This window comes from Allostreptomyces psammosilenae (assembly GCF_013407765.1).
Taxonomy (GTDB): domain Bacteria; phylum Actinomycetota; class Actinomycetes; order Streptomycetales; family Streptomycetaceae; genus Allostreptomyces; species Allostreptomyces psammosilenae.
The window spans coordinates 3,249,508-3,270,453 of sequence record NZ_JACBZD010000001.1 but is presented as its reverse complement, the minus strand read 5'-3'; the positions used below and the strand labels follow the sequence as shown (position 1 = coordinate 3,270,453).

General features: G+C 71.9%; 22 protein-coding genes and 1 pseudogene. 10 read left to right on the top strand and 13 right to left on the bottom strand.

From position 1 onward, the window contains the following. Positions 1–75: 75 nt before the first annotated feature. The 8 genes and pseudogenes from FHU37_RS28175 to FHU37_RS13370 form a co-directional block, all read right to left on the bottom strand. Positions 76–976, bottom strand: a pseudogene (locus tag FHU37_RS28175) (Rossmann-like and DUF2520 domain-containing protein); the annotation flags it as partial. Between the two features lie 191 nt (positions 977–1,167). Next, on the bottom strand, positions 1,168–1,857 hold the full coding sequence (locus tag FHU37_RS13400; protein ID WP_179814411.1) for a response regulator: 690 nt from the start codon (positions 1,855–1,857) through the stop codon (positions 1,168–1,170). 172 nt (positions 1,858–2,029) lie between these two features. Continuing rightward, positions 2,030–3,265, bottom strand: coding sequence for a sensor histidine kinase (locus tag FHU37_RS13395; RefSeq protein WP_179814410.1), 1,236 nt, complete (start codon positions 3,263–3,265; stop codon positions 2,030–2,032). A gap of 229 nt (positions 3,266–3,494) precedes the next feature. Next, on the bottom strand, positions 3,495–3,794 hold the full coding sequence (locus tag FHU37_RS13390) for a hypothetical protein (RefSeq protein ID WP_179814409.1): 300 nt from the start codon (positions 3,792–3,794) through the stop codon (positions 3,495–3,497). A gap of 727 nt (positions 3,795–4,521) precedes the next feature. Then, positions 4,522–6,099, bottom strand: coding sequence for a PH domain-containing protein (locus FHU37_RS13385; protein ID WP_179814408.1), 1,578 nt, complete (start codon positions 6,097–6,099; stop codon positions 4,522–4,524). Positions 6,100–6,215: 116 nt separating this feature from the next. Next, a complete protein-coding gene (locus FHU37_RS13380; protein ID WP_179814407.1) occupies positions 6,216–6,701 on the bottom strand; it encodes a PH domain-containing protein in 486 nt (161 codons plus the stop codon). A 184-nt stretch (positions 6,702–6,885) separates the two neighbouring features. Next, positions 6,886–8,115, bottom strand: coding sequence for a coiled-coil domain-containing protein (locus FHU37_RS13375; protein ID WP_179814406.1), 1,230 nt, complete (start codon positions 8,113–8,115; stop codon positions 6,886–6,888). 184 nt (positions 8,116–8,299) lie between these two features. Then, positions 8,300–9,133, bottom strand: coding sequence for a TrmH family RNA methyltransferase (locus tag FHU37_RS13370; protein ID WP_179816246.1), 834 nt, complete (start codon positions 9,131–9,133; stop codon positions 8,300–8,302). A 436-nt stretch (positions 9,134–9,569) separates the two neighbouring features. On the opposite strand from FHU37_RS13370, the gene FHU37_RS13365 reads away from it, so the two are divergent. Both FHU37_RS13365 and FHU37_RS13360 read left to right on the top strand, forming a co-directional pair. Beyond that, positions 9,570–10,106, top strand: a complete 537-nt coding sequence (locus tag FHU37_RS13365; RefSeq protein WP_179814405.1) for a VOC family protein — start codon at positions 9,570–9,572, stop codon at positions 10,104–10,106. Then, a complete protein-coding gene (locus FHU37_RS13360) occupies positions 10,099–10,902 on the top strand; it encodes a MerR family transcriptional regulator (RefSeq protein ID WP_179814404.1) in 804 nt (267 codons plus the stop codon). Before FHU37_RS13365 ends, FHU37_RS13360 begins: the two co-directional genes overlap by 8 nt. Before the next feature lie 136 nt (positions 10,903–11,038). Here FHU37_RS13360 and FHU37_RS13355 read toward each other — a convergent pair whose 3' ends face one another. Continuing rightward, positions 11,039–11,866 carry an endonuclease/exonuclease/phosphatase family protein gene (locus FHU37_RS13355; protein ID WP_179814403.1) on the bottom strand — a complete coding sequence of 276 codons (828 nt, stop codon included), beginning with the start codon at positions 11,864–11,866 and terminating at the stop codon, positions 11,039–11,041. A 108-nt stretch (positions 11,867–11,974) separates the two neighbouring features. Next, positions 11,975–12,292, bottom strand: coding sequence for a hypothetical protein (locus FHU37_RS13350; protein ID WP_179814402.1), 318 nt, complete (start codon positions 12,290–12,292; stop codon positions 11,975–11,977). Between the two features lie 406 nt (positions 12,293–12,698). On the opposite strand from FHU37_RS13350, the gene FHU37_RS13345 reads away from it, so the two are divergent. From FHU37_RS13345 to FHU37_RS13320, 7 genes are all read left to right on the top strand, one after another. Next, entirely contained in the window at positions 12,699–12,908 is a 210-nt protein-coding gene (locus FHU37_RS13345; RefSeq protein WP_179814401.1) for a hypothetical protein, read from the top strand. After that, positions 12,892–13,404 (top strand): DUF6879 family protein, encoded by a 513-nt coding sequence (locus tag FHU37_RS13340; protein WP_179814400.1) that lies wholly within the window; start codon positions 12,892–12,894, stop codon positions 13,402–13,404. The genes FHU37_RS13345 and FHU37_RS13340 overlap by 17 nt, the downstream gene beginning before the upstream one ends. Continuing rightward, complete coding sequence (locus FHU37_RS13335) at positions 13,401–14,234, top strand: helix-turn-helix domain-containing protein (RefSeq protein WP_179814399.1); 834 nt, start codon at positions 13,401–13,403, stop codon at positions 14,232–14,234. Before FHU37_RS13340 ends, FHU37_RS13335 begins: the two co-directional genes overlap by 4 nt. 214 nt (positions 14,235–14,448) lie before the next feature. After that, positions 14,449–14,583, top strand: coding sequence for a hypothetical protein (locus tag FHU37_RS29000; protein ID WP_281394816.1), 135 nt, complete (start codon positions 14,449–14,451; stop codon positions 14,581–14,583). 14 nt (positions 14,584–14,597) lie between these two features. Then, positions 14,598–15,785, top strand: a complete 1,188-nt coding sequence (locus tag FHU37_RS13330) for a cupin domain-containing protein (protein ID WP_179814398.1) — start codon at positions 14,598–14,600, stop codon at positions 15,783–15,785. A gap of 29 nt (positions 15,786–15,814) precedes the next feature. Beyond that, positions 15,815–16,687 carry an aldo/keto reductase gene (locus FHU37_RS13325; protein ID WP_312892593.1) on the top strand — a complete coding sequence of 291 codons (873 nt, stop codon included), beginning with the start codon at positions 15,815–15,817 and terminating at the stop codon, positions 16,685–16,687. Continuing rightward, the gene (locus FHU37_RS13320) at positions 16,668–17,522 is read left to right on the top strand and encodes a hypothetical protein (protein ID WP_179814396.1); all 855 of its coding nucleotides are present in this window, start codon (positions 16,668–16,670) and stop codon (positions 17,520–17,522) included. Before FHU37_RS13325 ends, FHU37_RS13320 begins: the two co-directional genes overlap by 20 nt. A gap of 119 nt (positions 17,523–17,641) precedes the next feature. On the opposite strand, the gene FHU37_RS13315 is transcribed toward FHU37_RS13320, so the two are convergent. After that, positions 17,642–18,016, bottom strand: coding sequence for a MerR family transcriptional regulator (locus tag FHU37_RS13315; protein ID WP_179814395.1), 375 nt, complete (start codon positions 18,014–18,016; stop codon positions 17,642–17,644). Positions 18,017–18,061: 45 nt separating this feature from the next. On the opposite strand from FHU37_RS13315, the gene FHU37_RS13310 reads away from it, so the two are divergent. Next, the gene (locus FHU37_RS13310) at positions 18,062–18,952 is read left to right on the top strand and encodes an NAD(P)H-binding protein (RefSeq protein WP_179814394.1); all 891 of its coding nucleotides are present in this window, start codon (positions 18,062–18,064) and stop codon (positions 18,950–18,952) included. A 215-nt stretch (positions 18,953–19,167) separates the two neighbouring features. Here FHU37_RS13310 and FHU37_RS13305 read toward each other — a convergent pair whose 3' ends face one another. Then, positions 19,168–20,367: a radical SAM protein gene (locus tag FHU37_RS13305; protein WP_179814393.1), complete on the bottom strand. Its 1,200-nt coding sequence runs from the start codon at positions 20,365–20,367 to the stop codon at positions 19,168–19,170. After that, positions 20,364–20,918 carry a class IV adenylate cyclase gene (locus FHU37_RS13300; RefSeq protein WP_179814392.1) on the bottom strand — a complete coding sequence of 185 codons (555 nt, stop codon included), beginning with the start codon at positions 20,916–20,918 and terminating at the stop codon, positions 20,364–20,366. Before FHU37_RS13300 ends, FHU37_RS13305 begins: the two co-directional genes overlap by 4 nt. Positions 20,919–20,946: the final 28 nt, after the last annotated feature.

Below are 20,946 nucleotides of genomic sequence, written 5' to 3'. Positions count from 1 at the left end.
CGTCGGCCACGGGAGCGGCGTCGGCCACGGGAGCGGCGTCGGCGACGGGGGGCGGCGTCAGGTGTGGGCGCTCCCCGAGGACCTCCACCAGCGCCTCGGCGGCCTCCGCCTTGAGCAGTCCGGCCTCCAGGGCTCGGTCGGCGGTCGCCCGGGCCATCGCGGTGTAGGCGGCCAGCGCCTGCGGCGAGTGGCGGCGCAGCACGGCCAGGTGTGCGGCGACCGTGCCGGCGTCGCCGCGGGCGACCGGCCCGGTCAGCGCGGCGTCGCCGGCGCGCAGCGCGTTGTCCAGGGCGGCGCCGAGCAGCGGGCCGAGCATCCGCTGCGGGGCCTGGGCGCCGGCGGCGGCCAGCAGTTCCCGGGCCTGGGCCACCAGGGTGACCAGGTGGTTGGCGCCGACGGCGAGGGCCGCGTGGTAGAGGGCGCGGTTCTCCTCCGCGATCCACTCCGGCTCGCCGCCCATCTCGACCACCAGGGCCTCGGCGACCGGGCGCATCAGCTCGGGCGCGGTGACGCCGAAGGCGCAGCCGGCCAGCCGGGCCACGTCCACCCGGGTGCCGGTGAAGGTCATCACCGGGTGCAGGGCGAGTGGCAGGGCGCCGGCCGCCAGCACCGGCTCCAGCACGGCGATGCCGTGCCGTCCGGAGGTGTGTGCGACGAGCTGCCCGGCGCGGATCGAGCCGGTGGCGGTCAGGCCGGCGACGAGGTCGGCGAGGGCGTCGTCGGGGACGGTGAGCAGCAGCAGGTCGGCCCGGGCGGCGACGTCGCGGGGGTCGAGGAGGGGGACGCCGGGGAGGAGTTCCTCGGCGCGGCGCCGGGAGGCGGTGGAGATGCCGGAGGCGGCCACCACGCGGTGGCCGGCGAGTTGCAGGGCGGCACCGAGGGCGGCGCCCACCCTGCCGGCGCCCACGACGCCGACGGCGAGACGTGCCGGCCGCTCCGCGGGGTCCGGCACGTCGGTGTGGGGTTCGGTGTTCACAAGTGTGTCGTGCCTTCCGTTCCAGTCCGCTGCGGGTACCGGACGTAGGGATACTCACCTCGATTATGGTTCCTCCCCGCCGGACCGCCGGTGAGGCGACCGTCACACCCGGGCGCCGCTCACGCCGGGGGCGCCCCGGCCCGGGTCCGCGCTCCCCCGGTCACAACGCCCCCGGTCACAACGCCCGCCGGTCAGACGCCCCTGGCCCGGACCAGCCCGCTCTCGTAGGCGAGCACGACGATCTGCACCCGGTCGCGCAGCGACAGCTTGGTGAGGATCCGGCCGACGTGCGTCTTCACGGTGGCCTCGGAGAGGAAGAGCCGCTCGGCGATCTCGCCGTTGGACAGGCCCTGGGCGACCAGCATCATCACCTCGCGTTCCCGCTCGGTGAGCCGCTCCATGCCCTCCGGTTCGCTGCGGCGCTCGCTCGGCAGCAGCGGGGCGAACCGGTCCAGCAGGCGGCGGGTGGTGCTGGGGGCGACGACGGCGTCGCCGGAGTGCACGGCGCGGATGGCGGAGAGCAGTTCGGTGGAGGGGACGTCCTTCAGCAGGAAGCCGCCGGCGCCGGCCTTGAGCGCGGCGAAGGCGTACTCGTCGAGGTCGAAGGTGGTCAGGATCAGCACCCCGGGGCGCTGCGCCAGCGGGAGCACGTCCGGCCCCTCGGTGGCGCAGATGCGGCGGGTGGCCTCCACTCCGTCCATCCGCGGCATCCGGACGTCCATCAGGATCACGTCGACGGCGGTGGAGCGCAGCACCTCCAACGCCTGGGCGCCGTCGCCGGCCTCGGCCACCACGTCGATGTCCGGCTGCGCCTGCAGCACCATCCGGAAACCGGTGCGCAGCAGCTCCTGGTCGTCGACCAGCATCACCCTGATGGCCATCGGCTCTTTCCCCGTCCTGTCCTCGTGCTGACTGTCTTCGTGCTGACTCTTGCTGGCTCTTGCTGACTTCGTGGCCGTGGTCGTGCCCCCGCTCGGCCGCGTGTTCGGCCTCGTGCCCCCGCTCCGCCGCGTGCTCGGCCGCAGGGCGGGCGCGGGCGCCGGGCCGCCGCGCTCAGCCGGAGGTGCGCAGCGGGATCACCGCGCGCACCCGGAACCCGGCCCCGGGCAGCGGCCCGGTCTCCAGGGTTCCGCCCACCATGCCGGTGCGTTCCCGCATGCCGATCAGGCCGAGGCCGCCCCCGGTGGCGTCGGAGTCCGGGTCCGTGCCGCCGCCCGCTCCGGTCCGCAGGGCGGCGACGCCGCGGCCGTCGTCCTCCACGGTGACCTCCAGGTCGGACGGCCCGTAGGTCAGGCTCACCCGGGCGGAGGCGGCCGGGCCGGCGTGCTTGCGGGTGTTGGTCAGCGCCTCCTGGACGATCCGGTAGGCGGTGAGCTCCACCCCGGGCGGCAGCGGACGCACGTCGCCGACCGTGCGGTACTGCACCGGCAGCCCGGCCTCCCGGACCTGCTGCAGCAGCTCCTCGATCTGCTCCACGCTTGGCTGCGGCACGAACGAGCCGGGGGCCGGCTCCTTGCCGTCCCCGTCCTGGGCGCGTAGCACGCCGAGCAGCCGCCGCATCTCGGAGAGCGCCTGGCGGCCGGTCGTGGAGATCGTGGCGAGCGCCTGTTTGGCCTGCTCCGGGGAGTTGTCCAGGACGAACGCCGCGCCGTCGGCCTGCACCACCATCACCGAGACGTTGTGCGCGACCACGTCGTGCAGTTCGCGGGCGATCCGGGCCCGCTCGGCGGCGACGGCCACCTTCGCCTGGGCGTCGCGCTGGCGTTCCAGGCGCTCGGCCCGGTCCTCCAGCTCGGCGTAGTAGGCGCGCCGGGTGCGCACCGAGTCGCCGATCACCCAGGCGAGGACGAACGGCACGGCGAGGAAGAGGCCCTGCGTGACGAGCGCGCCCGTGTCGGTGTTGGGACCCAGGGTCTCCCGGGACCAGCGCAGCAGGGTGATCGGCGAGGCGGCGAGGCCGGCCCAGAAGGCGAACCGGGAGGACCACCGGGGGCCGTAGGCGGCGGCGGTGTAGATGGTCACCAGGAAGGCGGCGTTGATGGCGTGCGGCAGGATGTCGGCGGCCACCTGCGCCAGCGCGAGACCGGCCATGATCAGGGTGGTCGCGCCCGGCCAGCGGCGGCGGAGCGCGAGGCAGCCCACCATTCCGGCGCTGATCGCGACGAAGACGGGGAACTGCAACGTGCTCATCGCGAAGCCCCAGGGCATGCCGACGACCAGCAGCAGCAGCGCCCATGCGCTGTCCACCGCCATCGGGTGCCGCCTCAGCCAGGCGTAGACACGTTGCACACCGTAAGCGTATGCACGGCCCGGGGTGTCCACCGTCAGCCGCCAGATCGATCCGGCGTCGTGCGAAGGTCTGAGGCGGCGGCCGCCGGTGTGCGGGTGCGGGCCTTCCGAACACGCCTGGGAGGCGGGCCCGGGGGCCCGCCTCCCGCAGCAGCGCTCGCCGCGTGGCTACGGCGACCGCTGCTCTACGTCCACGAGCGCGGAGAGCGCACCTCCCGCCCGACGGCCGTCAGCGGCGACCGTCGTGACGGCCGTCGTGGCGGCCGTCGTGACGGCCATCGTGGCGGCCGTCGTGCTTGCCGTGGTGCTTGCCGTCGTGCTTGCCGTGGTGGCGGCCGTCGTGACGCCCGTCGTGACGGCCGTCGCCGCGGCCGCTGTTGCGGCCGGAGTCGGAGGAGGTCGGCGTGGCCGTGACCTCGGTGGTTTCGGTGCCCTCGTCGGTCGTGGTCGAGGCGAAGGCCGGCGAGACCACACCCAGGGTCATGATCGAGCCGACCAGGACCGTGGCGATACGCTTCGAACTGCTCATGGGGCGTCCTCTCTTCGAGACGGCAACACGGTGCGACCTTCACACCGCTCACGCCCGTTTCGCTTTCGCTTTCGGGAGCGCCGTCAGGACCCATTAGCAAGCAGCTTCGGTTTCCCCACAACCGGAGGACGGGCCGATTCCCGACACCACCTGATAAGCGCAGAAAAAGTAGACGCCGCGCCCCGGCTGTGCAGCCGACACCTACCGTGGCCGTTCCGTCACGGCTCTCCGGCGTCCGGCGCGCCGCCCCGAGGCGTTCGGTCCGCCTTCGCCGGCCCGAACGCCTCGGTCACCACCCGGGCGGCGGGGCCGGCCTTGCCGGCAACTCCCGGACGGTCCGGCCGCCGTGACGCTCCGTCGGGGCGGGTGGGGGCGGCACGGCGGGGGGAATCCGCCGGAAAGCCCGGAACCTGAAATGGACACATTCGATGAACAGACAGCCGGACGTGGAATTAAATGAGGATGTCGAGAATGCGCGCGATCTTGCGGGCAGCCTCGACCCGGTGGCCTCGGTGGGCCCCCCTTTATCCACACTCTCACGTGGGGGGCCGTCGGCGACAGCCCCGTCGTGGGCCTGTGGATAACTTGGGAGAATTCTCAACTTCACGGTTACCGGGTGCCACCGGATCCGGTGACCGCGCGCCACGCCGGTCGGCCACCGGACCACGGGGCAGTCGGTCACGGAGGACGCGGCGGTCGATGGGCCGGGCGCGGGTCGACGGGGGCGTCAGCCTGCGCCGCCGCCCGGTGCGGTCATCCAGCGTTCGGGGCCGTCCTGGCGCCGGCCGATGCGGGAACGTTCCGCCTGCTCCAGGACCATCCGCCGGGCGGTCCCCGCGTCGCGGTGGTCGGCCACCACGCCGACCGGCCCGTCGGTGGAGTGCAGCCGCACGCTGGCCAGCCCCAGGCGGCGCTGCAGCGGCCCCTGCGACCACGCCATCGACTGCACCTTGGCGTGCGGGATCAGCGCCGTCGTGCGGTTCAGCAGCCCGTACCGGGTCAGGAACACGTCCTCGGTGACTCCGTGGTGCAGCCCGCGCCACCACCACGGGCGCAGCCACCGGGCCCGCCGGGGCACGGGGTGCCAGACCACCGCGTCCAGGTCGAGGCCGGGCACCACGCGCCGGATGACGTGCAGGGCCAGCGCCCGCGGCGCGACCGGCAGCAGGATCGAGGTCTGCTCGGCCGCCTCCGCCCCGGCGTAGCCGGCGACGTTCACCCGCACCCGCACCCAGTCGCGGCGGCGCCACAGCACCGGTTGGGAGATCTCCACGGCCTGGACGCGCCCCGGCGGCACCGTCTGGTGCCGGTTCTCCAGCAGCCCGTGCCGGATGCGCAGCCCGTCCGGCGACTCGGAGAGGGTGAACCCGAAGTGGCGGGAGAAGGCGCCGAAGGAGGCGGCCCACACCCAGCTGATCGCCGGGACGAGCGTGAGCACGATGGCGAACGGGCTGTCACCGATCACCACGAGCGGGACGGCGACGGCGGCCGCGCCGACCACGGCGCCCCACGTCCCCAGGTTGAGCAGCAGCGAGATCACGAGCTCCCGGGTGGGCACCTCCACCAGGCGGCCCTCCGGCGCCTGGAGGGCGGGCCCCACGCCGACCCCCGACGCTCCGGCCGCCGACACGCCCACCGCCGGCCCGGCCGCCGACCCCACCGCCGAGGCTCCGGCGGGCGCGGCGACGGTGCCGGTCGGCGGGGCGGCAGCGGACGGCGGTCCGCCGACGGCCGCGGCGGACTCCAGCGGCGCCGCCAGGCCGAGGACGCCGGCGGCCCGGGCGAGCAGTTCCGCGCGCAGCGCCATCGCGTCGTCCTCGGAGAGGTAGGCGAGCGGCGCCTCGGAGCCGCCGCCGGCCACCTCCATGCGCAGCGCCGCCAGGCCGAGCAGCCGGGCGACCAGCGGGCGCACCACGTCCACGGCCTGGAGACGGTCGATGCGCACGTGCCGGGTGCGGCGGAACACGACGCCGGTGTCGAGGCGCAGTTCCCCCTCGGCGATCCGGTACCGGGTGAACCGCCAGGAGAGGTAGCCGTACGCGAAGGCCACCACCAGCAGCACGCCCAGGATGACGCCGGCACGTCCGGGGGTGAGCCACTCCTCGACGTCCCGGACGTTGGTGGCCAGGGCGGCGATGCCGCCGGCGAGCAGGCCCCAGCCCCGGGCGAGCGGGGTCAGCGGGTGGAGCCGGCGGAACGGCGTGTCGGCCGGCGTCTCCGGGCCGGTCCGGTCCTCCCGACCAGGCCCGTCCCCCGGTTCCCCCGGCGCGGGCTCCTGAGCCGGCACGCCCTCCCCGTCGGGCACGGGCTCCCTGTCCGGCACGGTTTCCCCGTCGGCCACGGGTTCCCTGTCCGGCACGGTTTCCCCGTCGGGCGCGGGGCCCGGCCGGCCGTGGCCGGGCGGGTGTCGTGGATCGTCCGTCACAGGCCCGCCGACCTCGCCTCGCCGCGCTCCGCCAGCCGGTCGCGCAGCCGCGCCGCCTCGTCCGGCAGCAGGCCGGGGATCTCCGCGTCGGTGGCGGCCGCGGCGGTGTGCAGCTGCACGGTGGCGATGCCGAACCGTCGGGCCAGCGGCCCGGCGGTGACGTCGACGAACTGCATCCGCCCGTACGGCACCACCACGAGCTGCCGCCACAGCACGCCCTTGCTCACCAGCAGGTCGTCGGCGCGCTCGCAGTACCGCCAGGAGGCCCAGTTCCGTCCGATCGCCCACCATCCCCACCAGGTGGCCAGCAGCGGCGCCAGCGCCACGGCGGCCCACGCCGGTCCGGCCAGCAGGCCGGGCAGCAGGGCCGTCGCCAGGATGATCGGCGCGGCCCACAACGTCAGGATGGTCCGGCGCAGGCGGCGCAGCGGGGGCGGCAGGGCCGTCCACTTCTCCTCGGGTGGCGCGATCGCGGTGTCCACACCGTGAGCTTAGATCGTCTGTTCTTCGGATCTTCCACCGTGATCGGCACGACCCGCCCACCCCTCCCATCCGGGGTCGGAGGCCGCACCGGGGGGTCGTCGGCTGCGGCGGACCCCGCACGCGGCACGGCCCGCCACCCCCGGATCCGGGGTGGCGGGCCGTGGTGGCGTGGGGCGCCCGTGGTCAGCGGGCCTCGCGCAGTCCGCGGACGTCGATCAGCTCGGTCTCGTCGTGGGCGGTCAGGTCGACCACCGGGCGGTCGTCGTCGCCCTCGGCGGCCTTGGTGTTCGCCGGGGCGGTGACCAGCGTGGGCGTCGGGGTCGGGGTGGGCGCGGGGACCAGGACCGGGCCCTGCTCGGCGGCGGGCCGCCGCTGCTCCACCACGGGCGCCTTGGCGCCGTCCGTGCCGGCTGCCCTGCCGTCCCCGGCGCGGTCCTTGCCGCCCTCCTGGCCGCCGCGGGTGAAGAAGTCGAAGGAGCCGGAGGTTCCGCTTCGCTCCGCCGCTCGGACGACGGCCGCAGCCCGGGGCGGCAGTTCCACCACCGGCCGACGCGCACCCGACGCGGGCGCGGGCAGCCGCGGCGGGACGGCGACGGACGCGGCGGCGAGCACGTGCTCGGCCACGTTCCGTTCCGGGCGTCCGGTAGCGGACGTGCCCGGACGGGCCGGCTCGGCACCCGGCCGGAGCACGATCTCCCCGGCGGCGGACCCGGCGCGCTCGACGCTGCCGGCCCGCTCCGCGGTCCCGGCCCGCTCGGCGGTACCGGCGCCGTCCACCGGGGCGTCGGCGGTCTCGGCGCCGGCCTCGGCGGCGCGGCGCTCGGCCGCCGCCCGGCGCTCCGCCTCCGCGCGCTCCTCACGTTCCCGGCGGGCCTGCTCGGCCAGCGCCCGCTGCTCCAGCAGGCGCATCGCCGCGGTGGCCCGGACGAACGACGCCGGGGTGAGGCGGGTGCGGCGCAGCTCCTCCTCGCGCTCCCGACGCGCCGCCAGCTGGGCGGCGCGCTCGCGCCGCAGCAGCTCCTGGCGCTCCTCGATCAGCGCGGCCTTCTCGGCCTGGAGGCGGGCGATGTCGTTGCGCTGCATCCCGATGCGCTTGTTCAGCCGCGCCCGGGAGGCCTCGATGCGCTCGACGGACGCCTCCAGCTCCGCGATCCGCTCGTCGAACCTGAGCTCGGTGCGGGCGCGGGTCGCCGACTCCACCGAGGCCCGGCGCTCGTACTCGCGGACCCGGCCGCTGAGCACGGTCGTCATGGCCACGGTGGTCACCAGCCCGACCGCCGCCGCGGCGCGCAACAGCAGTGGCTGACCCGTGAGCAGCGATCCGAGCAGCGCCAGCGCGGCCAGGCCGGTGCAGAGGGTGGGGCCCAGGCGGTTGCGCAAGCCGAGCGAGTGACGGTGACGACCACGAGACATAGGTCTGAATTTATCCCCTCTCCGGCCCAGTACGCAGCAACATGTCCGGAAAGCTCATTGACTATTCATGTGTTTCACGACGTCAATCCCCGCCCCCCGGCGTGACACCGTCCAGGACGACGCGTCAGCACCCCGCCGCGGTTGCGGGACGGGCCCATCGGGGTCGCGGCACCGGCCCACCGGGTCACGGTGTCGCGGCCCCGGGCCGCCGCGCCGCCGCCCGCTGCCGGGCCACCTCGTAGAGCACGGCGGTGGCCGCGTTGGCCGCGTTGAGCGAGCTGGCCGCCCCGGTCATCGGGATGGACACCAGGTGGTCGCAGCGCTCGCGCCAGCCGTTGCTGAGCCCGGAGGTCTCGTTGCCGACCAGCAGCAGGGTGGGCACGGTGAAGTCGAAGTCGTAGACGGCGCACTCGCCCCGCTCGTCGGTGCCGACGACCACCACCGGCAGCCCGTCCGCGCGGCGCGCCCGGTCCACCCACTCCATCACCTCGTGGTGTGACGGCGTGCGGACGGCCGGCAGCGCGAACAGCGAGCCGGTGCTGGCGCGCACGGCCCTGGGGTCGTAGACGTCGGCCGCGTGGCCGGTGACCACCACCCCGTCGGCGCCGAAGGCGTCGGCCGAGCGGATCACGCTGCCGACGTTGCCCGGGTTGGTCGGCCGGTCGAAGACCACCCCGAGGAAGTCCTCGCCGATCGGGATCCGGTTGAGGTCGTCCTCCGGCATCCCCACCACGGCCACCAGCTCCGGCGGCGCCTCGTTCTTCTCCCCCAGCTCCGCCAGCAGTTCCGGCGCCATCGCGACGTGCTCGGCGTCCCGGGCGCCGGCCAGCAGCTCCCGCGCCCAGCGGGACAGCGGGCGCCCCGCGTCGTGGATGAGCGTGCGCACCGGCCAGCCGCGCTCCACCGCCAGCGAGATCGGCCGCACGCCCTGCACCAGGAACTCCCCGGCCCGCTGCCGCTTGTTGCGGTTGGTCAGCAGCGACTCCCACTGCTGGAACCGCGCGTTGCGCGTGGTGATCCGCCGCGCGGCGCCCCGCTCGACCCGGGGCTGCTCGGCCGGTGCCTGCTGGGCTCGGGGCTGCTGGGCCTGTGGCTGCTCGGCCCGGGGCCGGCCGGCCGCCCGCCGGCTCGCGGTCCGCCGGCCGGCGTCCCGCTGGTCGGCGTCCCGCTGGTTGCCAGCCCGCTGGTTGGCGGCCCGTTGGTTGGTGGTCCGCTGGTTGGTGGTCCGCTGGTTGGTGGGACGTCGGGCCATCGGCGCCAATCCTCAGCCCTCCGTGGGTGGGTCGCTTCCTCGGTGGCGTCCCGCCGCACCGGCACACCCGGCCCCGACGCCACCCGTCCCCCCGACCCTAGCCGCACCCGGCCGCAACGGCGGTCGCCTCGTCGGGGCGGCTGGACGGGATTCACGGAGCCGGCTTGACCCTCACGGTGCGTGAGGCTGAAGGGTGGCGCACATGAGCGACAACTACAACGCGTTCGAGATGAGCCCCGTGCCCACCCCCGGCCCCGACGCGGTTCCGCCGGAGCCGTTCCGCGGCATCTATGGAATGCCCGCGTTCGTGACCATCCCCACGAGCGATCTGGCGGCGTCGACGGACTTCTGGATCCGCGGGCTCGGGTTCTTCGAACTGTTCAGCATCCCCGGCAGGCTGGTGCACCTGCGCCGGTGGGCGTTCCAGGACGTGCTCCTGGTTTCGGCGGAGGACACTCCGGAGCAGGCACCGGCGATGAGCGTCAGTTTCGCGTGCGTGCTGAGCCAGATCGACTCCCTGGTCGAGGACTGTCGAGCGCTGCGCCCGGACTCGGTCGACGGTCCCCGGGACACCCCCTGGAACACCCGAGACGTGGAGGTGATCACCCCCGAGAACGCGCGGGTCGTCCTCACCGCGGCCAAGCCCTGGGATCCGGCCAGCCAGGAGGCGCGGGACCTCGCAGCCGTCGGCATCACCGCACCGAGCGTCGGTGGCGGCGACAATGAGGAGCATGCCTGATGCCACTGGGGCCGACGGCCTGACCGTCGGCCAGGTGTCGGCTCGTCTGGGCGTGACCGTCCGCGCGCTGCACCACTGGGACGAGATCGGTCTGGCGCGACCGTCGCTGCGCACGGCCGCCGGATACCGGCTCTACACCGCCGGTGATCTGGAGCGCCTCCACCGCATCGTGGTCTACCGGGAGATCGGCCTCGGCCTGGACCGGATTCGGGCCGTCCTGGACGACTCGGCGGCGGACGTGCCCGGTGCGCTGCGCGAGCAGCGCGCCCAGGTCGCCGAACGGATCGACCGGCTCCAGCAGCTCAGCGCCGGGCTGGACCGGATGATCGACGCCCACGAACGCGGCCTGCTGCTGACCGCCGAGCAGCAGGCCGCGATCTTCGGCCCCCGGTGGAACCCGGACTGGCCCGCCGAGGCCCGTCAGCGCTACGGGGACACCACGCAGTGGCGGCAGTACGCCGAGCGCTCGGCCTCCCGTGATCCGGAGGAGTGGCAGGCCATCGCCGACGCCGTCGCCGACCTCGACCGCGCCCTCGGGGATGCGATGGACGCCGGCGTGCCGCCCGGGAGCCCGGAGGCGAACGCACTCGTCGAGCGGCACCGCGAGGTCTTCGCCTCGTACTTTCCGCTCACCAGGCAGATGCAGGTCTGTCTCGGCCGCATGTTCGAGGCCGATCCGGGGTTCGCCGCCCACTACGACGGCATCCGCGCCGGCCTTGCCACGTGGTTCCGCCGCAGCGTCGACGCCAGCGCGCGGGCCCACGGCATCGACCCCGACACCGCGACCTGGCAGTAGGGCGCCGCGGGGGGTGGGAACGGCCGGGGCCCTGAAGGGCCCCGGCCGGGTGACTGGGGGACGGGTGGCTGGGGGACGGGTGGCTGGGGGACGGGTGGCTGGGGGACGGGTGGCTGGGGGACGGGTCAGCTGCGGGTCAGCGCGGCAGGCCCGCCCGCACCACGAGCGCGTCGTGGTCGGTGTAGGTCGTCGGCTCGAGCTCCAGCCTCGGGGAGGTGAGGTTCCCGTAGGCGTGCTGGATGCCCGGCGCCTGGGTGGCGGCCGCGTCGGTCAGCGTCCAGTGGCCCGCCGGCGCGCAGGAGGTGCGGCGGTTGACGTCGCCGGCGAAGATCGTCGGCCGGCCGCGGGTGGCGAGCACCTGGCCCAGTTCGGCGCACTGGACGGAGTTGGTGCTGCCGGGGGCCTCGCCGTCGGTGGAGAGGTGGCTGGTGCAGACGTCGACCCGGCGGGCCGTCGTCACGCACAGCCAGCGCCGCTGCTCGACTCCACTGAACACCGAGAACGGCGCGTCCTCGGACGCGAGGATCGCCTCCTTGGTCAGCACCGCGTTGCCGAACACGCCCCGTCCGCCGGGCGTCCTGCACGGGAGTTCCGCGCCCCGGTAGATCACCGTGGCGAAGCGGTAGTGGTAGCCGGTGCGGGCGGCGATCTCGGCGACGTCGCCGCTGCACGCCTCGTTGAGGGTGACCGCGTTGACGTCGTTGGCCTGGATGCGGGCCACCGTCTCGTCGACGATGTTCGGGTACTCGGTGCCGGCGTAGCAGCCGGCGTACCCGCTCAGGCAGAGGTTCATCTGGAGGAGCGAGTAGGGCGGACGCGCGCCGTGCGACGCCGCCTCCTCGGACGGGGCCTCCTCGGACGGGGCCGTGGCGGCGGCCGCCAAGCCCGGGAACAGGAGCAGTGCCGCGGCGACGAGGCCGCCCAGGATCGAAGCGCGCAGCCGGTTCGGCGAAAGTCGGATCACGCCGCGATTGTGTTGAGCGGCCGTCACGTCCGGGCAGGGGTGCCCGGTGACAGTTCACGGACTGCTCACTGCCGCGCCACCGTGCTTTTCCCGGCCTTTGGGCTCCCGTCAGGCCGGGATCCAGGACGGCCACCAGGCGGGGACGTTGCTCGCGTCGCACCGCAGGTTGTCGCTGGCGGCGCCGTCGAGCGTGCCGAGCCAGGCGAAGTGCCCCCAGCTGAGCAGCGCCAGCGCCAGCAGCACCGCACCGGCGGAAACCGAGGCCCGCAGCCCCCGCCCACCCCGCCCGCCGAGCGCGAGCTGCGCCGCTCCCCAGGCGAGGACCGCGACGACCGTGCCCGCCACCATGGCGACCGGGAGTTCCCAGTAGCGCAGCATCGTGAACGCGTCGGAGCTGTACAGGCCGAGGCTGTGGTCACCGGTCACCGACCGGCACCACCGCCGGGCCGCACGCGCCAGCGCCCACGAGCCGTACCCGGCCAATGGCCCCACCACCAGCATCGAGCACCCCGCGGCACAACTGGGACGCCGTTCGGTTCTCTCCACAACCGGAACAGACGCCTCCGCCCCACCGGGAGGTTCCGCGCGCCTCCCCGCCACCCCCGTCCCGGCAGCAGCAAGAGCAGGCGAGTATTTCGGGCTTCCCCCACGGCGCGCCAGACCCTCGGAAGGCACGGTCACCGGTCGCGAGCTCGCCTCTCAGGCACCAGCCCTCAGCTGCCTTTTTATGCAAGGTCACGCATAGTCGCGTTGGCGCATGGACGCGTAGCACCACCCCCTCTAATGTCGTTGGGCAGGCGGCCTACATGGGGCCAGAGCAAGGGGGTTTGGCATGTCCGAACGGTCGGCACTCACCCGGCTCACGGGCAACGGCAACGGTCAGTGCGGAGAGAAGGACTGCCCGAACGTGTACCGCACGGCGACCGGATCGTTCGTGGTGCAGGGCGACGTGTCCGACGCCTTCACCCCGCCTGCTGGTGAAGGGCTCGTGGAAATCCCGGAGGCGGTTCTCAGGGAGGCGTTCCGTGCACTTGGATGGTGACGAGTGGAATGACTGCTTCGATTCCATGGAGCGTGAGGCGTGGCGGCTGGAAACGCTACCCGTCTACACGATGCCCCAGGAAGCTGAGAAGCTGAAGCGCTTCCTCTCCGGGGAGAAGTGCCCCGACGATCACACGTCGGCTTGGATGGACGAGGTTCGGCAATGGACCTCGGAAGGGAAGAGCGTCGGCAGGGTGCACGTCGTGACCCGCCCGCTCTCGGACTACCTTCGGTTCGAGTTCGAGTACTACTACCGGCACCACGTGAAGGTGGGCGAGGATATCCGCATCCTCGACCTCACCGACCGGGAAAACCCGGGACTTCCGGATCAGGATTTCTGGATGTTCGATGAGTCCAAGGTGGTCCTGATGAACTACCGGGCGGACGGGACGCAGATAAACCGGGAACTGTACGAGGGCGACCCGGAGCCGTACCGGCGGTGGAAGCGGATTGCCGTTGCGGAGTCGATTCCATTCCTGGAGTATGTGAGCGGGTGACGTTCGACCCTGAGCAGTTGGGGCAGCCGAAACAGGAACTGGCAGCCCTGCTGAAAGAACTACGCAAGCGAGCCGGCCTCACTGGGGACCGGCTCGCTCGGCGTTGCAACATGTCCCAATCGAAGATCAGCCGGATCGAGAACGGGAGAGTGCAGCCGAACCTACTGGACCTGGAAAGGATCCTCCGGGCCGTGGCCGCTCCGCCCGAGGTGATCGACGAGGTCATTGCCCTCGCAAGGCTGGCCAACACCGAATGGCAAGACCTTCGTTCGTTGCGCCGCAGGGGCCTGGAGAAGAAACAGGCCGAACTTGCGGCCCTTGAATCCTCGTCTACGGAGTTCCGCTTCTTCCTGCTCTCGATGATTACAGGATTGCTGTCCACCCCTGAGTACATCCGGGCCAGCCTTGCCCATTCCCCGGCCGACGTCTCCAAGACGATCGCGAGGAAGCTCGAACGGCAGGAGGTTCTTTACGACACAAAGAAGCGGTTTACCTTCATCCTGACCGAGCAGGCTGTGAGGTGGCCACTCCTGCCCCCGGCAGCGATGGCGATTCAGATCGACCGACTGGCCTCACTGACCCACCTTACGAACGTGAAGCTCGGCGTCATCCCGATCACGGGCCACAAACCCGTGGCCCCGATGGACACCTTCACCGTCTATGACAACACGCTGGCCACCGTGGAGAACACGACCGGTGTCATGATCCTGAGAGATCCGAGAGACATCGCAATGCATCTGCAACTGTTCTCCACGCTGGAGGGTTACGCGTTGTTCGGAGACGAATCGCGAGCCTTGCTGGCGGAATGGTCTGCCGCTTGCCGTTCATGATCTTTAGTCCACTACGGGAAAGAACTGCACAGCCGCCGCTCTCCGGGGCGATGATTTCTCCCAATGGCGGCTACCGAGCGAGGCGGTGATCCGCGGTGGCCTGGCCCTGGGTCCCGTCGGAACCTGGCTCTCCGGTAACCGCCGCGCTCTCCGCTGTCCCTTTGCTTCCCACCGGATCGCCGGTGGGAGTTCCCAGAAGAGAGGTAGTCCGTTGGTGGAGGAGAACACCGGTTCGGTGGCCCCCGAGGGGGGTGGCCTGCTCGTCGCGAAGCGGAAGATCGTGGCCGCGCGGACCCGCGCCGAGCAGGAATCGGACGTCAGCAGCGGCCGTTCTGACGGCAATGACTGACGGGAGCGCCCACGTTGCTTGATGCAGCCTCGTGGGCGGGTCGTCTGGGCGGGGACAAGTTCCTCGCCCAGACGTACCACCGCTCCTACACACACTTCCCCGGAACCACCGACACGGCGGGCCTGTTTTCCTGGGACGACCTGAACCGGATCATCGCCACGCAGCGGCTGGAGCCGCCCCGGCTGCGCCTGTCGGTCGACGGCGAGATGGTCCCGCTGCACCGCTACGCGATCCCGACCACGAACCGCCGCGCGGTCACCTGGTCCCGCATCCAGCCGTCCGACTTCCATGCGCAGCTCAGGGACGGGGCATCGCTGGTCCTCGACGCGGTGGAGAAGATCCACCCCGCCGTGGGGGCGGCTGCGGAGGGGCTGGCTCGCTTCCTTGGAACTTCCGTGCAGGCCAACGTGTACGCCTCGTGGACCGCGCGGGAGGGCTTCGGCCGTCACTGGGACGACCACGATGTGGTGGTGGTCCAACTGCACGGCTCGAAGCGGTGGCGCCTGTGGGGGATGACCCGTGAGGCGCCCACCTTCCGGGACGTGGAATCGCCGGAGGAGCCAGAGGGCGCCCCGGTGGCGGACCTCGTTCTGTCCCCGGGTGACGTGCTCTACCTGCCGCGCGGCTGGTGGCACGCGGTCACCGCTGACCAGGGGACGGAATCCCTTCACCTCACGTTCGGCATGGTCCCGCATACGGGCGCGGACCTGATGCTGTGGGTCGTCGATCAGCTCCGGGCGTCCCTCGCGCTGCGCAGGGACATCCCGCGCTTCGGCTCGCTGGCGGAGCAGTCGGCCTTCCTCGACGCCGTACGCCGTGAGGTGGTCGACATGATGGCAAACCCGCGTCTCGTGGAACGGTGGGCGGCGTCGATCGACACGACCGACCTGGGCCACGCGATTCCGTCCCTGCCGTACGTCGACGGGCTCCCCGCGCGGAGGGAGATCACGGTCAAGCTCACCGCTCCGAGGGGCCGCCTGACGGCGAACCCGACAGAGGGCACGGTCACCTTCTCGGCGGCCGGTACCGCGTGGGACTTCGCCGAGTCCGCTGCTCCCGCACTGAACACGCTGCTGACCAACCAGCCGACCACGCTCGGCGAGATGGCCGACTCCGCCGGACTGGAGGTCAAGGACGTAGCCGAACTGGTCTCCGTCCTCATCGACGGCCATGCCGTCGCAGTTGTGGGCACGGCGCTGTGACCGCCGCGCTCTCCCTGGGGACATACCGCGTGCGTGCCGTCAGCCAGGCGGCACGCAACGCCCTGGCTGCCGGCAGCCCCTGGGTGGACACGGCCTCCAACTACGCCCACGGCCGGGCGCACGAGGAGTTGCGCCCGGTTCTCAGGGAGTACCCGACCGTGCGGGTAGCCACGAAGACCGGGTTCTTCACGGAGGAGCAAGGGCACACCGCCCTGGCTGACGGCGTGCTCCCCCGGGAAGCGGCAATGCACAGGCACAACCTTGAGGGGGGCTTTGTCCGCTGGCAGACAGAGCGCTCGTTGGCCACACTCGGCCGCGTGGACCTGGTGTTCGTGCACAACCCGGAGCACCACGGCCAAGGCCTTGACCGTGCGGCTCTGCATTGGCGTGTGCGGGAAGCCTTCACGGTGCTGGAGGAGTTCGCCCGCACGGGCAGGATCGGGGGGTACGGCGTCGCCACCTGGTCGGGCCTGTCCTCCGGAGCGTTCAGCGTGCCGGAGTTGCTCGCGCTGGCCCGACAGGCGGCTGGCTCAGTCGAGCACCACTTCACGGGGTTGCAGATGCCCGTCAGCCTGATCAGGGATGCCCCGATCACACAGGCCCTGAACGGCGGCGGACCGCTGGTGCAGGCGAAGGACGCGGGGCTGATCACGTTCGGCTCCGCGCCCCTGCACGGCGGCGCCCTCCTCGATGCCATGACACCCGAACTGGTGAACCTCATCCGCCCTGGCTTGTCGCCCGCAGCCGCTGCCCTGCTGGCCGCCGGCTCGTGCCCTGGCCTCGACGTCGTCCTGACTTCGGCGAGCACCCGTGAACACTGGGACGATGCGGCGAAGGCTCTGGCTGCGCCCCTGACGGCCCGGGAACTCAGGAGGGTGACGGATGAACTCGCCGGTGAATGACGAGATACACGCCCTGATGGTGGCCGCGCACGACCGGGCGGCCAAGGCTCTCGGCCTCACCTGCACGGGGCCGATGGCATGGGGCTTCCTCGGGGTCACCCTCGGACGCCGGGCGGGGGACCGCTGGCTACGGGTGAGCCGGACGGCGAAGAAGAATGCGGGCAGGAAGCCGGGGGAAGGCATCGTCGGCGCCTCAGAGCTGGTGCCTGTCGGCGTCCCTCGCCCCCGCCTGTACCGGGTCTACGACTGGATCGACGGCGAATGGGCTTTCCAGGCGGAAGTCCTCGACTACGTCGAACAGCCGATCGTGTCCCCGGAGCGGGCCGACATCGACCACGACCCGCGGTTGCCTGACGAGTGGTGGGCGGACCTTGGCCAAGCCCTTGCCCTGCTCGCTGAAGCGGGGGGTGTGAAGACGACCGTCCGGGATGGCTGGATCGAACGGTCCTTCCCCCAGTTCCTCGGCATCCCGGCTCCCGCCAAGGTGGAGCGGGTGACCGGTCACGGCGACCTGCACTGGGGCAACCTCACCGCTGCGCCTCTGTGTCTGCTGGACTGGGAGCGGTGGGGTCTGGTGCCGTTCGGTTACGACGTGGGACTCCTGCACGCCAACAGCCTCCTCGTTCCCGACGTAGCCGCCCGCATCCGCAAGGAGTTCGCGGCGACCCTCGACACCCCGGCCGGCCGAATCGGGGAACTCGCAGCCCTGGCCGAGATGCTGCAAGCCGTAGCCCGTGGCTGGTACCCGGACCTTGCACCCCGGCTCGTCGCCCGCGCCGAGGCACTCACCGGTGCTCCCCCACCCGTCCCGGTGCATTCCGAGGTGACCGCCTGACTGCGCCCCTGTGCGCCACTGTCGGAGGCCGCCACTCCCCGTTGACGGGTGGCTGAGCGACATCACTTGCTGTGACCCAGGGCTACGGTCGTCGTCCGCGACTGCCTCACATCGGGTGATCAGGGGTCACGGACGAAAGTCGCGCAGTCCGCGCAATCCTCGAGGTACCGGTGGCGGCACTCGACGGTGTGCCGGAGGAAGGTGATCGCTTGCTGTCTGCTGCGGACCTCACTTTCGAGCGCGGCGATCTTCGCGCGCACGACCTCCTGCGCTGCGGACTTCTTCGGGGACATCGCGGCGGTGACCTCCGGCAACGAAAGCCCGACCCGTCGCAGTTTCAGCACGGTTCGTGCCTGCTCCAGGACGTCGTGGTCGTAGAGGCGGTAGCCGTTCGCGTCCCGGCGCACCGTGAGTGCTCCGACGTGCTCCCAGTGCCGCAGGACATGGGGCTCGACTCCGAGCCGCGCGGCCGCCTCGCCGATCGTTATCGCCATTCCGCCCTTGCCTTGAGGTCGACCTGAACCTTTAGCGTCCACAGCATGCCTGACAGCTCTTCCACACCGCCTACTCCTGCTCGTTCCCGATCCGTCCTGGTCACCGGCGCGACGGGCAACCTCGGCCGTGAGCTCCTCCCCCGGCTGCGCGGCGCAGCAGCCGTGCGGTGCCTCGACCGTCGCCGTGTCGGCCCGCGCCCCGGCATCGAGTCGGTGCGCGGTGACCTGACCGACGCCGACTCCGTCCGTGCGGCGCTCGACGGAATCGACACCGTCTTCCTCATGTGGCCGCTGCTCGACTCCGCCCCCGCCGAGCCCTTGATCGCCGAACTCGCCGCAGCGGCGCCGCGCGTCGTCTACCTCTCCTCGACTGCGATCGATGACGCCTCTCCTCGCCAGAGCGACCCGATCGTGCAGGTACACGCCGACATGGAACACCGGCTCCGGGATGTCGGCCTGCGTCCCACCGTGCTGCGCAGCGACACGCTGGCGTCCAACACTCGGGGCTGGGCGGCACAGCTGCGCGCGGGCGACGTGGTCAGGGGTCCGGACATGGCGCGCACAGCAGTCGTGGACGAGCGTGATGTCGCGGCCGTGGCCGCGGAGGTGCTCCTTCGACGCCAGGACGATTCCGATCGCGCCCCCTACCTGCTGACCGGGCCCGAGGTGCTCAGCAGGGCCGACCAGGTCGGGATCCTCGGTGCCGCACTCGGACGGAACTTGCGCTTCGAGCCGGTCCCCGTGGACGTCGCGCGGGCACGAATGCTCGCGGACGGCCGCCCCGAGCCGCTGGTCGACGCCCTGATCACGGCGTCGGCGCGCCGACCGGAATCCCGCCTCGTCACCGATGATGTCGAGCGCCTGACCGGTGTGCCGGCCCGCCCCTTCGCGCAGTGGGCCATCGACCACAGCACCGAGTTCGGCCGGCACCCATGACCACACTCCCCTCGACCAGCACACCTCCCACCTACTCCCCCAGGCCCGCGACTGCCAGGACGAGCACTGCCGCTCCCTCAACCTCCTCCCCCGCGTCCTGGCGGCCTGCGGAAGCGAATGGGCTTTCAAGGCGGGAGAGAGGCGGGCGCTGGCCTCCGCCGCCTTCCTCGCAATGCTGTTCAGGGAGCACTATCGCCATGTGAGTGCCCTCCCCGTCACGTCGCATGACACGAACCCGCTGAACGTGCCTCCGGCACCCCAGGCTGCTGACTGGGCAGACCCACTGACAGCACCGGAGCCGCTGCCGTCATAGTCGAGCAGTTCGCGTGCATGGCGCTCAGGCTGCCGAAATCGGCATCACGAAAACTCTGCACCTCGCGGCAGATCTGGCTCATCACGAACTGCCCAAGTGGAACGCACAGGTCCATGCGTTGGATGCAGACACCGACCATGAACGGGCCGTCTTCTGCGCGATAGAGCCGTACGCCGTAGTAGCCCTCCTGGCAGTCACGGTCATTGTTGAAACGGCACTCCGCGCATGTGTCGGGCAGGCGAACGGGCCGGATGGTCTTGACGTCCAGCCTGCCGCCGGCAGGTAACCGGTAGATGGTGCGCTCTCCCGACGCCCCAGCCACGAGCACACGCCGCACGGGCCGAGCACCGAGGACGTCCAGAACCTCCTGGACGGCGCCGACGGACGCATGGCCGTCGGAGAGGGAGGTGAGCAGTCGCACGGTGATCCGGTCACCGTACTGCCGGACCACTCGAAGCACGCGCTGGATGTGGCTGTGATCGGGGACCACAATGTTCGCCGAAACCTTCACGGCATGGGCGAGGGCCACCTCGACGGTCTGGTGCAGCGCCTCCAGTTTCCGTGCGGCCAGTGCTGTGGAGGCCAGGTGCGGTCCCTGGACGGCAGCGAGTTCCTCCGGCGTGGTGCCGAAAACCGAGAGATTGACGCGGTCCAACCCGGCCTCGGCGCAGGCGGGCAGTGCCGCCGCACCGTTCTCTCCGTTGGAGGTGATCCCAACGGTTAAGCCCATCCGCCGAGCGATGGCCACCAAGTCGGGGAGCCTCGGGTGGAGCGTGGGTTCGCCGCCCGTCAGGTGGATCTCGTCCGTGTCGATGCTGCCTCGGATCGCGGCCAGAGCGGCGGCGAAGTCCGTGTCCGGCTCGATACGGGCGGGGAGGAAGTCCGCGCCGTTGGTGGCCAGGTAGATCGAGACCCGGCCCGTGCGGCCGGGTCGGGTCGGGGCACCCGTGTACCGGCCGGGGGTTTCGCCGACGTTGTCCACGGAGACGGGCGTTCCTTCGTTGTGACAGAAGGTGCAGCGCAGGCCACAGGCGTCGATGACCTTCACCCGGAGCGTGCGATCACGACGCACCTCGACGGGAAGGGGTTGCTCCTCCGTCATGATCGCTCCGGGGCCGGGAAGCGGAGGTCGGTGATGCTCCTGAGGTCGATGCCGTACCGGGCGTAGACCGCCGTGGTGTTCTCGGTGGTCAGGTGCTCGCGGGTGAGGCCGAGACGGGCGGCCGTGGCCCATACCGCCTGGGCACTGTCGCCCTCGATCTCCAGATACGGCGGGATCAGCGGCCAGGAGTCGATCTCCAGCCGGACCCCGTCCAGCTCCCAGGAGGAGCGGGTGTTCTCCTGATACGCCTTGGCGGTGAAGCCGAGCACACCGAGGAGGGAGTGGGTGGCCTCGAAATCGGAGACCGCCACTTCGAATTCCCGGACGCCGTCGATCTCGTCCGAGGTGATCTCCTTGACGCAGAGGGTGATCTCCGAGCCCGTGTCCCGCAGACGAATCCACCGGTTCTGATCGCCGGGCGCGACGTCGTACACGTAGCGGCGCATCCGGCGGTACGCGACATGGCGACCGCCCATCTCCGCGATCTGTGCGGCGAGCTTTTCCGGATCGATGTTGAGGGCCTTGGCCTCGTACTCCGTCACGTCTGCCACGGGCTGCTCCCAGGTATGTGAACTGAAG

Excerpts from the sequence above, each read along its gene's own strand:
- FHU37_RS13400 (WP_179814411.1), bottom strand. The coding sequence starts at position 1,857 with ATGGCCATCAGGGTGATGCTGGTCGACGACCAGGAGCTGCTGCGCACC.
- FHU37_RS13390 (WP_179814409.1), bottom strand. The coding sequence starts at position 3,794 with ATGAGCAGTTCGAAGCGTATCGCCACGGTCCTGGTCGGCTCGATCATG.
- FHU37_RS13375 (WP_179814406.1), bottom strand. The coding sequence starts at position 8,115 with ATGTCTCGTGGTCGTCACCGTCACTCGCTCGGCTTGCGCAACCGCCTG.
- FHU37_RS13365 (WP_179814405.1), top strand. The coding sequence starts at position 9,570 with ATGAGCGACAACTACAACGCGTTCGAGATGAGCCCCGTGCCCACCCCC.
- FHU37_RS13360 (WP_179814404.1), top strand. The coding sequence starts at position 10,099 with ATGCCTGATGCCACTGGGGCCGACGGCCTGACCGTCGGCCAGGTGTCG.
- FHU37_RS13345 (WP_179814401.1), top strand. The coding sequence starts at position 12,699 with ATGTCCGAACGGTCGGCACTCACCCGGCTCACGGGCAACGGCAACGGT.
- FHU37_RS13320 (WP_179814396.1), top strand. The coding sequence starts at position 16,668 with ATGAACTCGCCGGTGAATGACGAGATACACGCCCTGATGGTGGCCGCG.
- FHU37_RS13315 (WP_179814395.1), bottom strand. The coding sequence starts at position 18,016 with ATGGCGATAACGATCGGCGAGGCGGCCGCGCGGCTCGGAGTCGAGCCC.
- FHU37_RS13310 (WP_179814394.1), top strand. The coding sequence starts at position 18,062 with ATGCCTGACAGCTCTTCCACACCGCCTACTCCTGCTCGTTCCCGATCC.
- FHU37_RS13305 (WP_179814393.1), bottom strand. The coding sequence starts at position 20,367 with ATGACGGAGGAGCAACCCCTTCCCGTCGAGGTGCGTCGTGATCGCACG.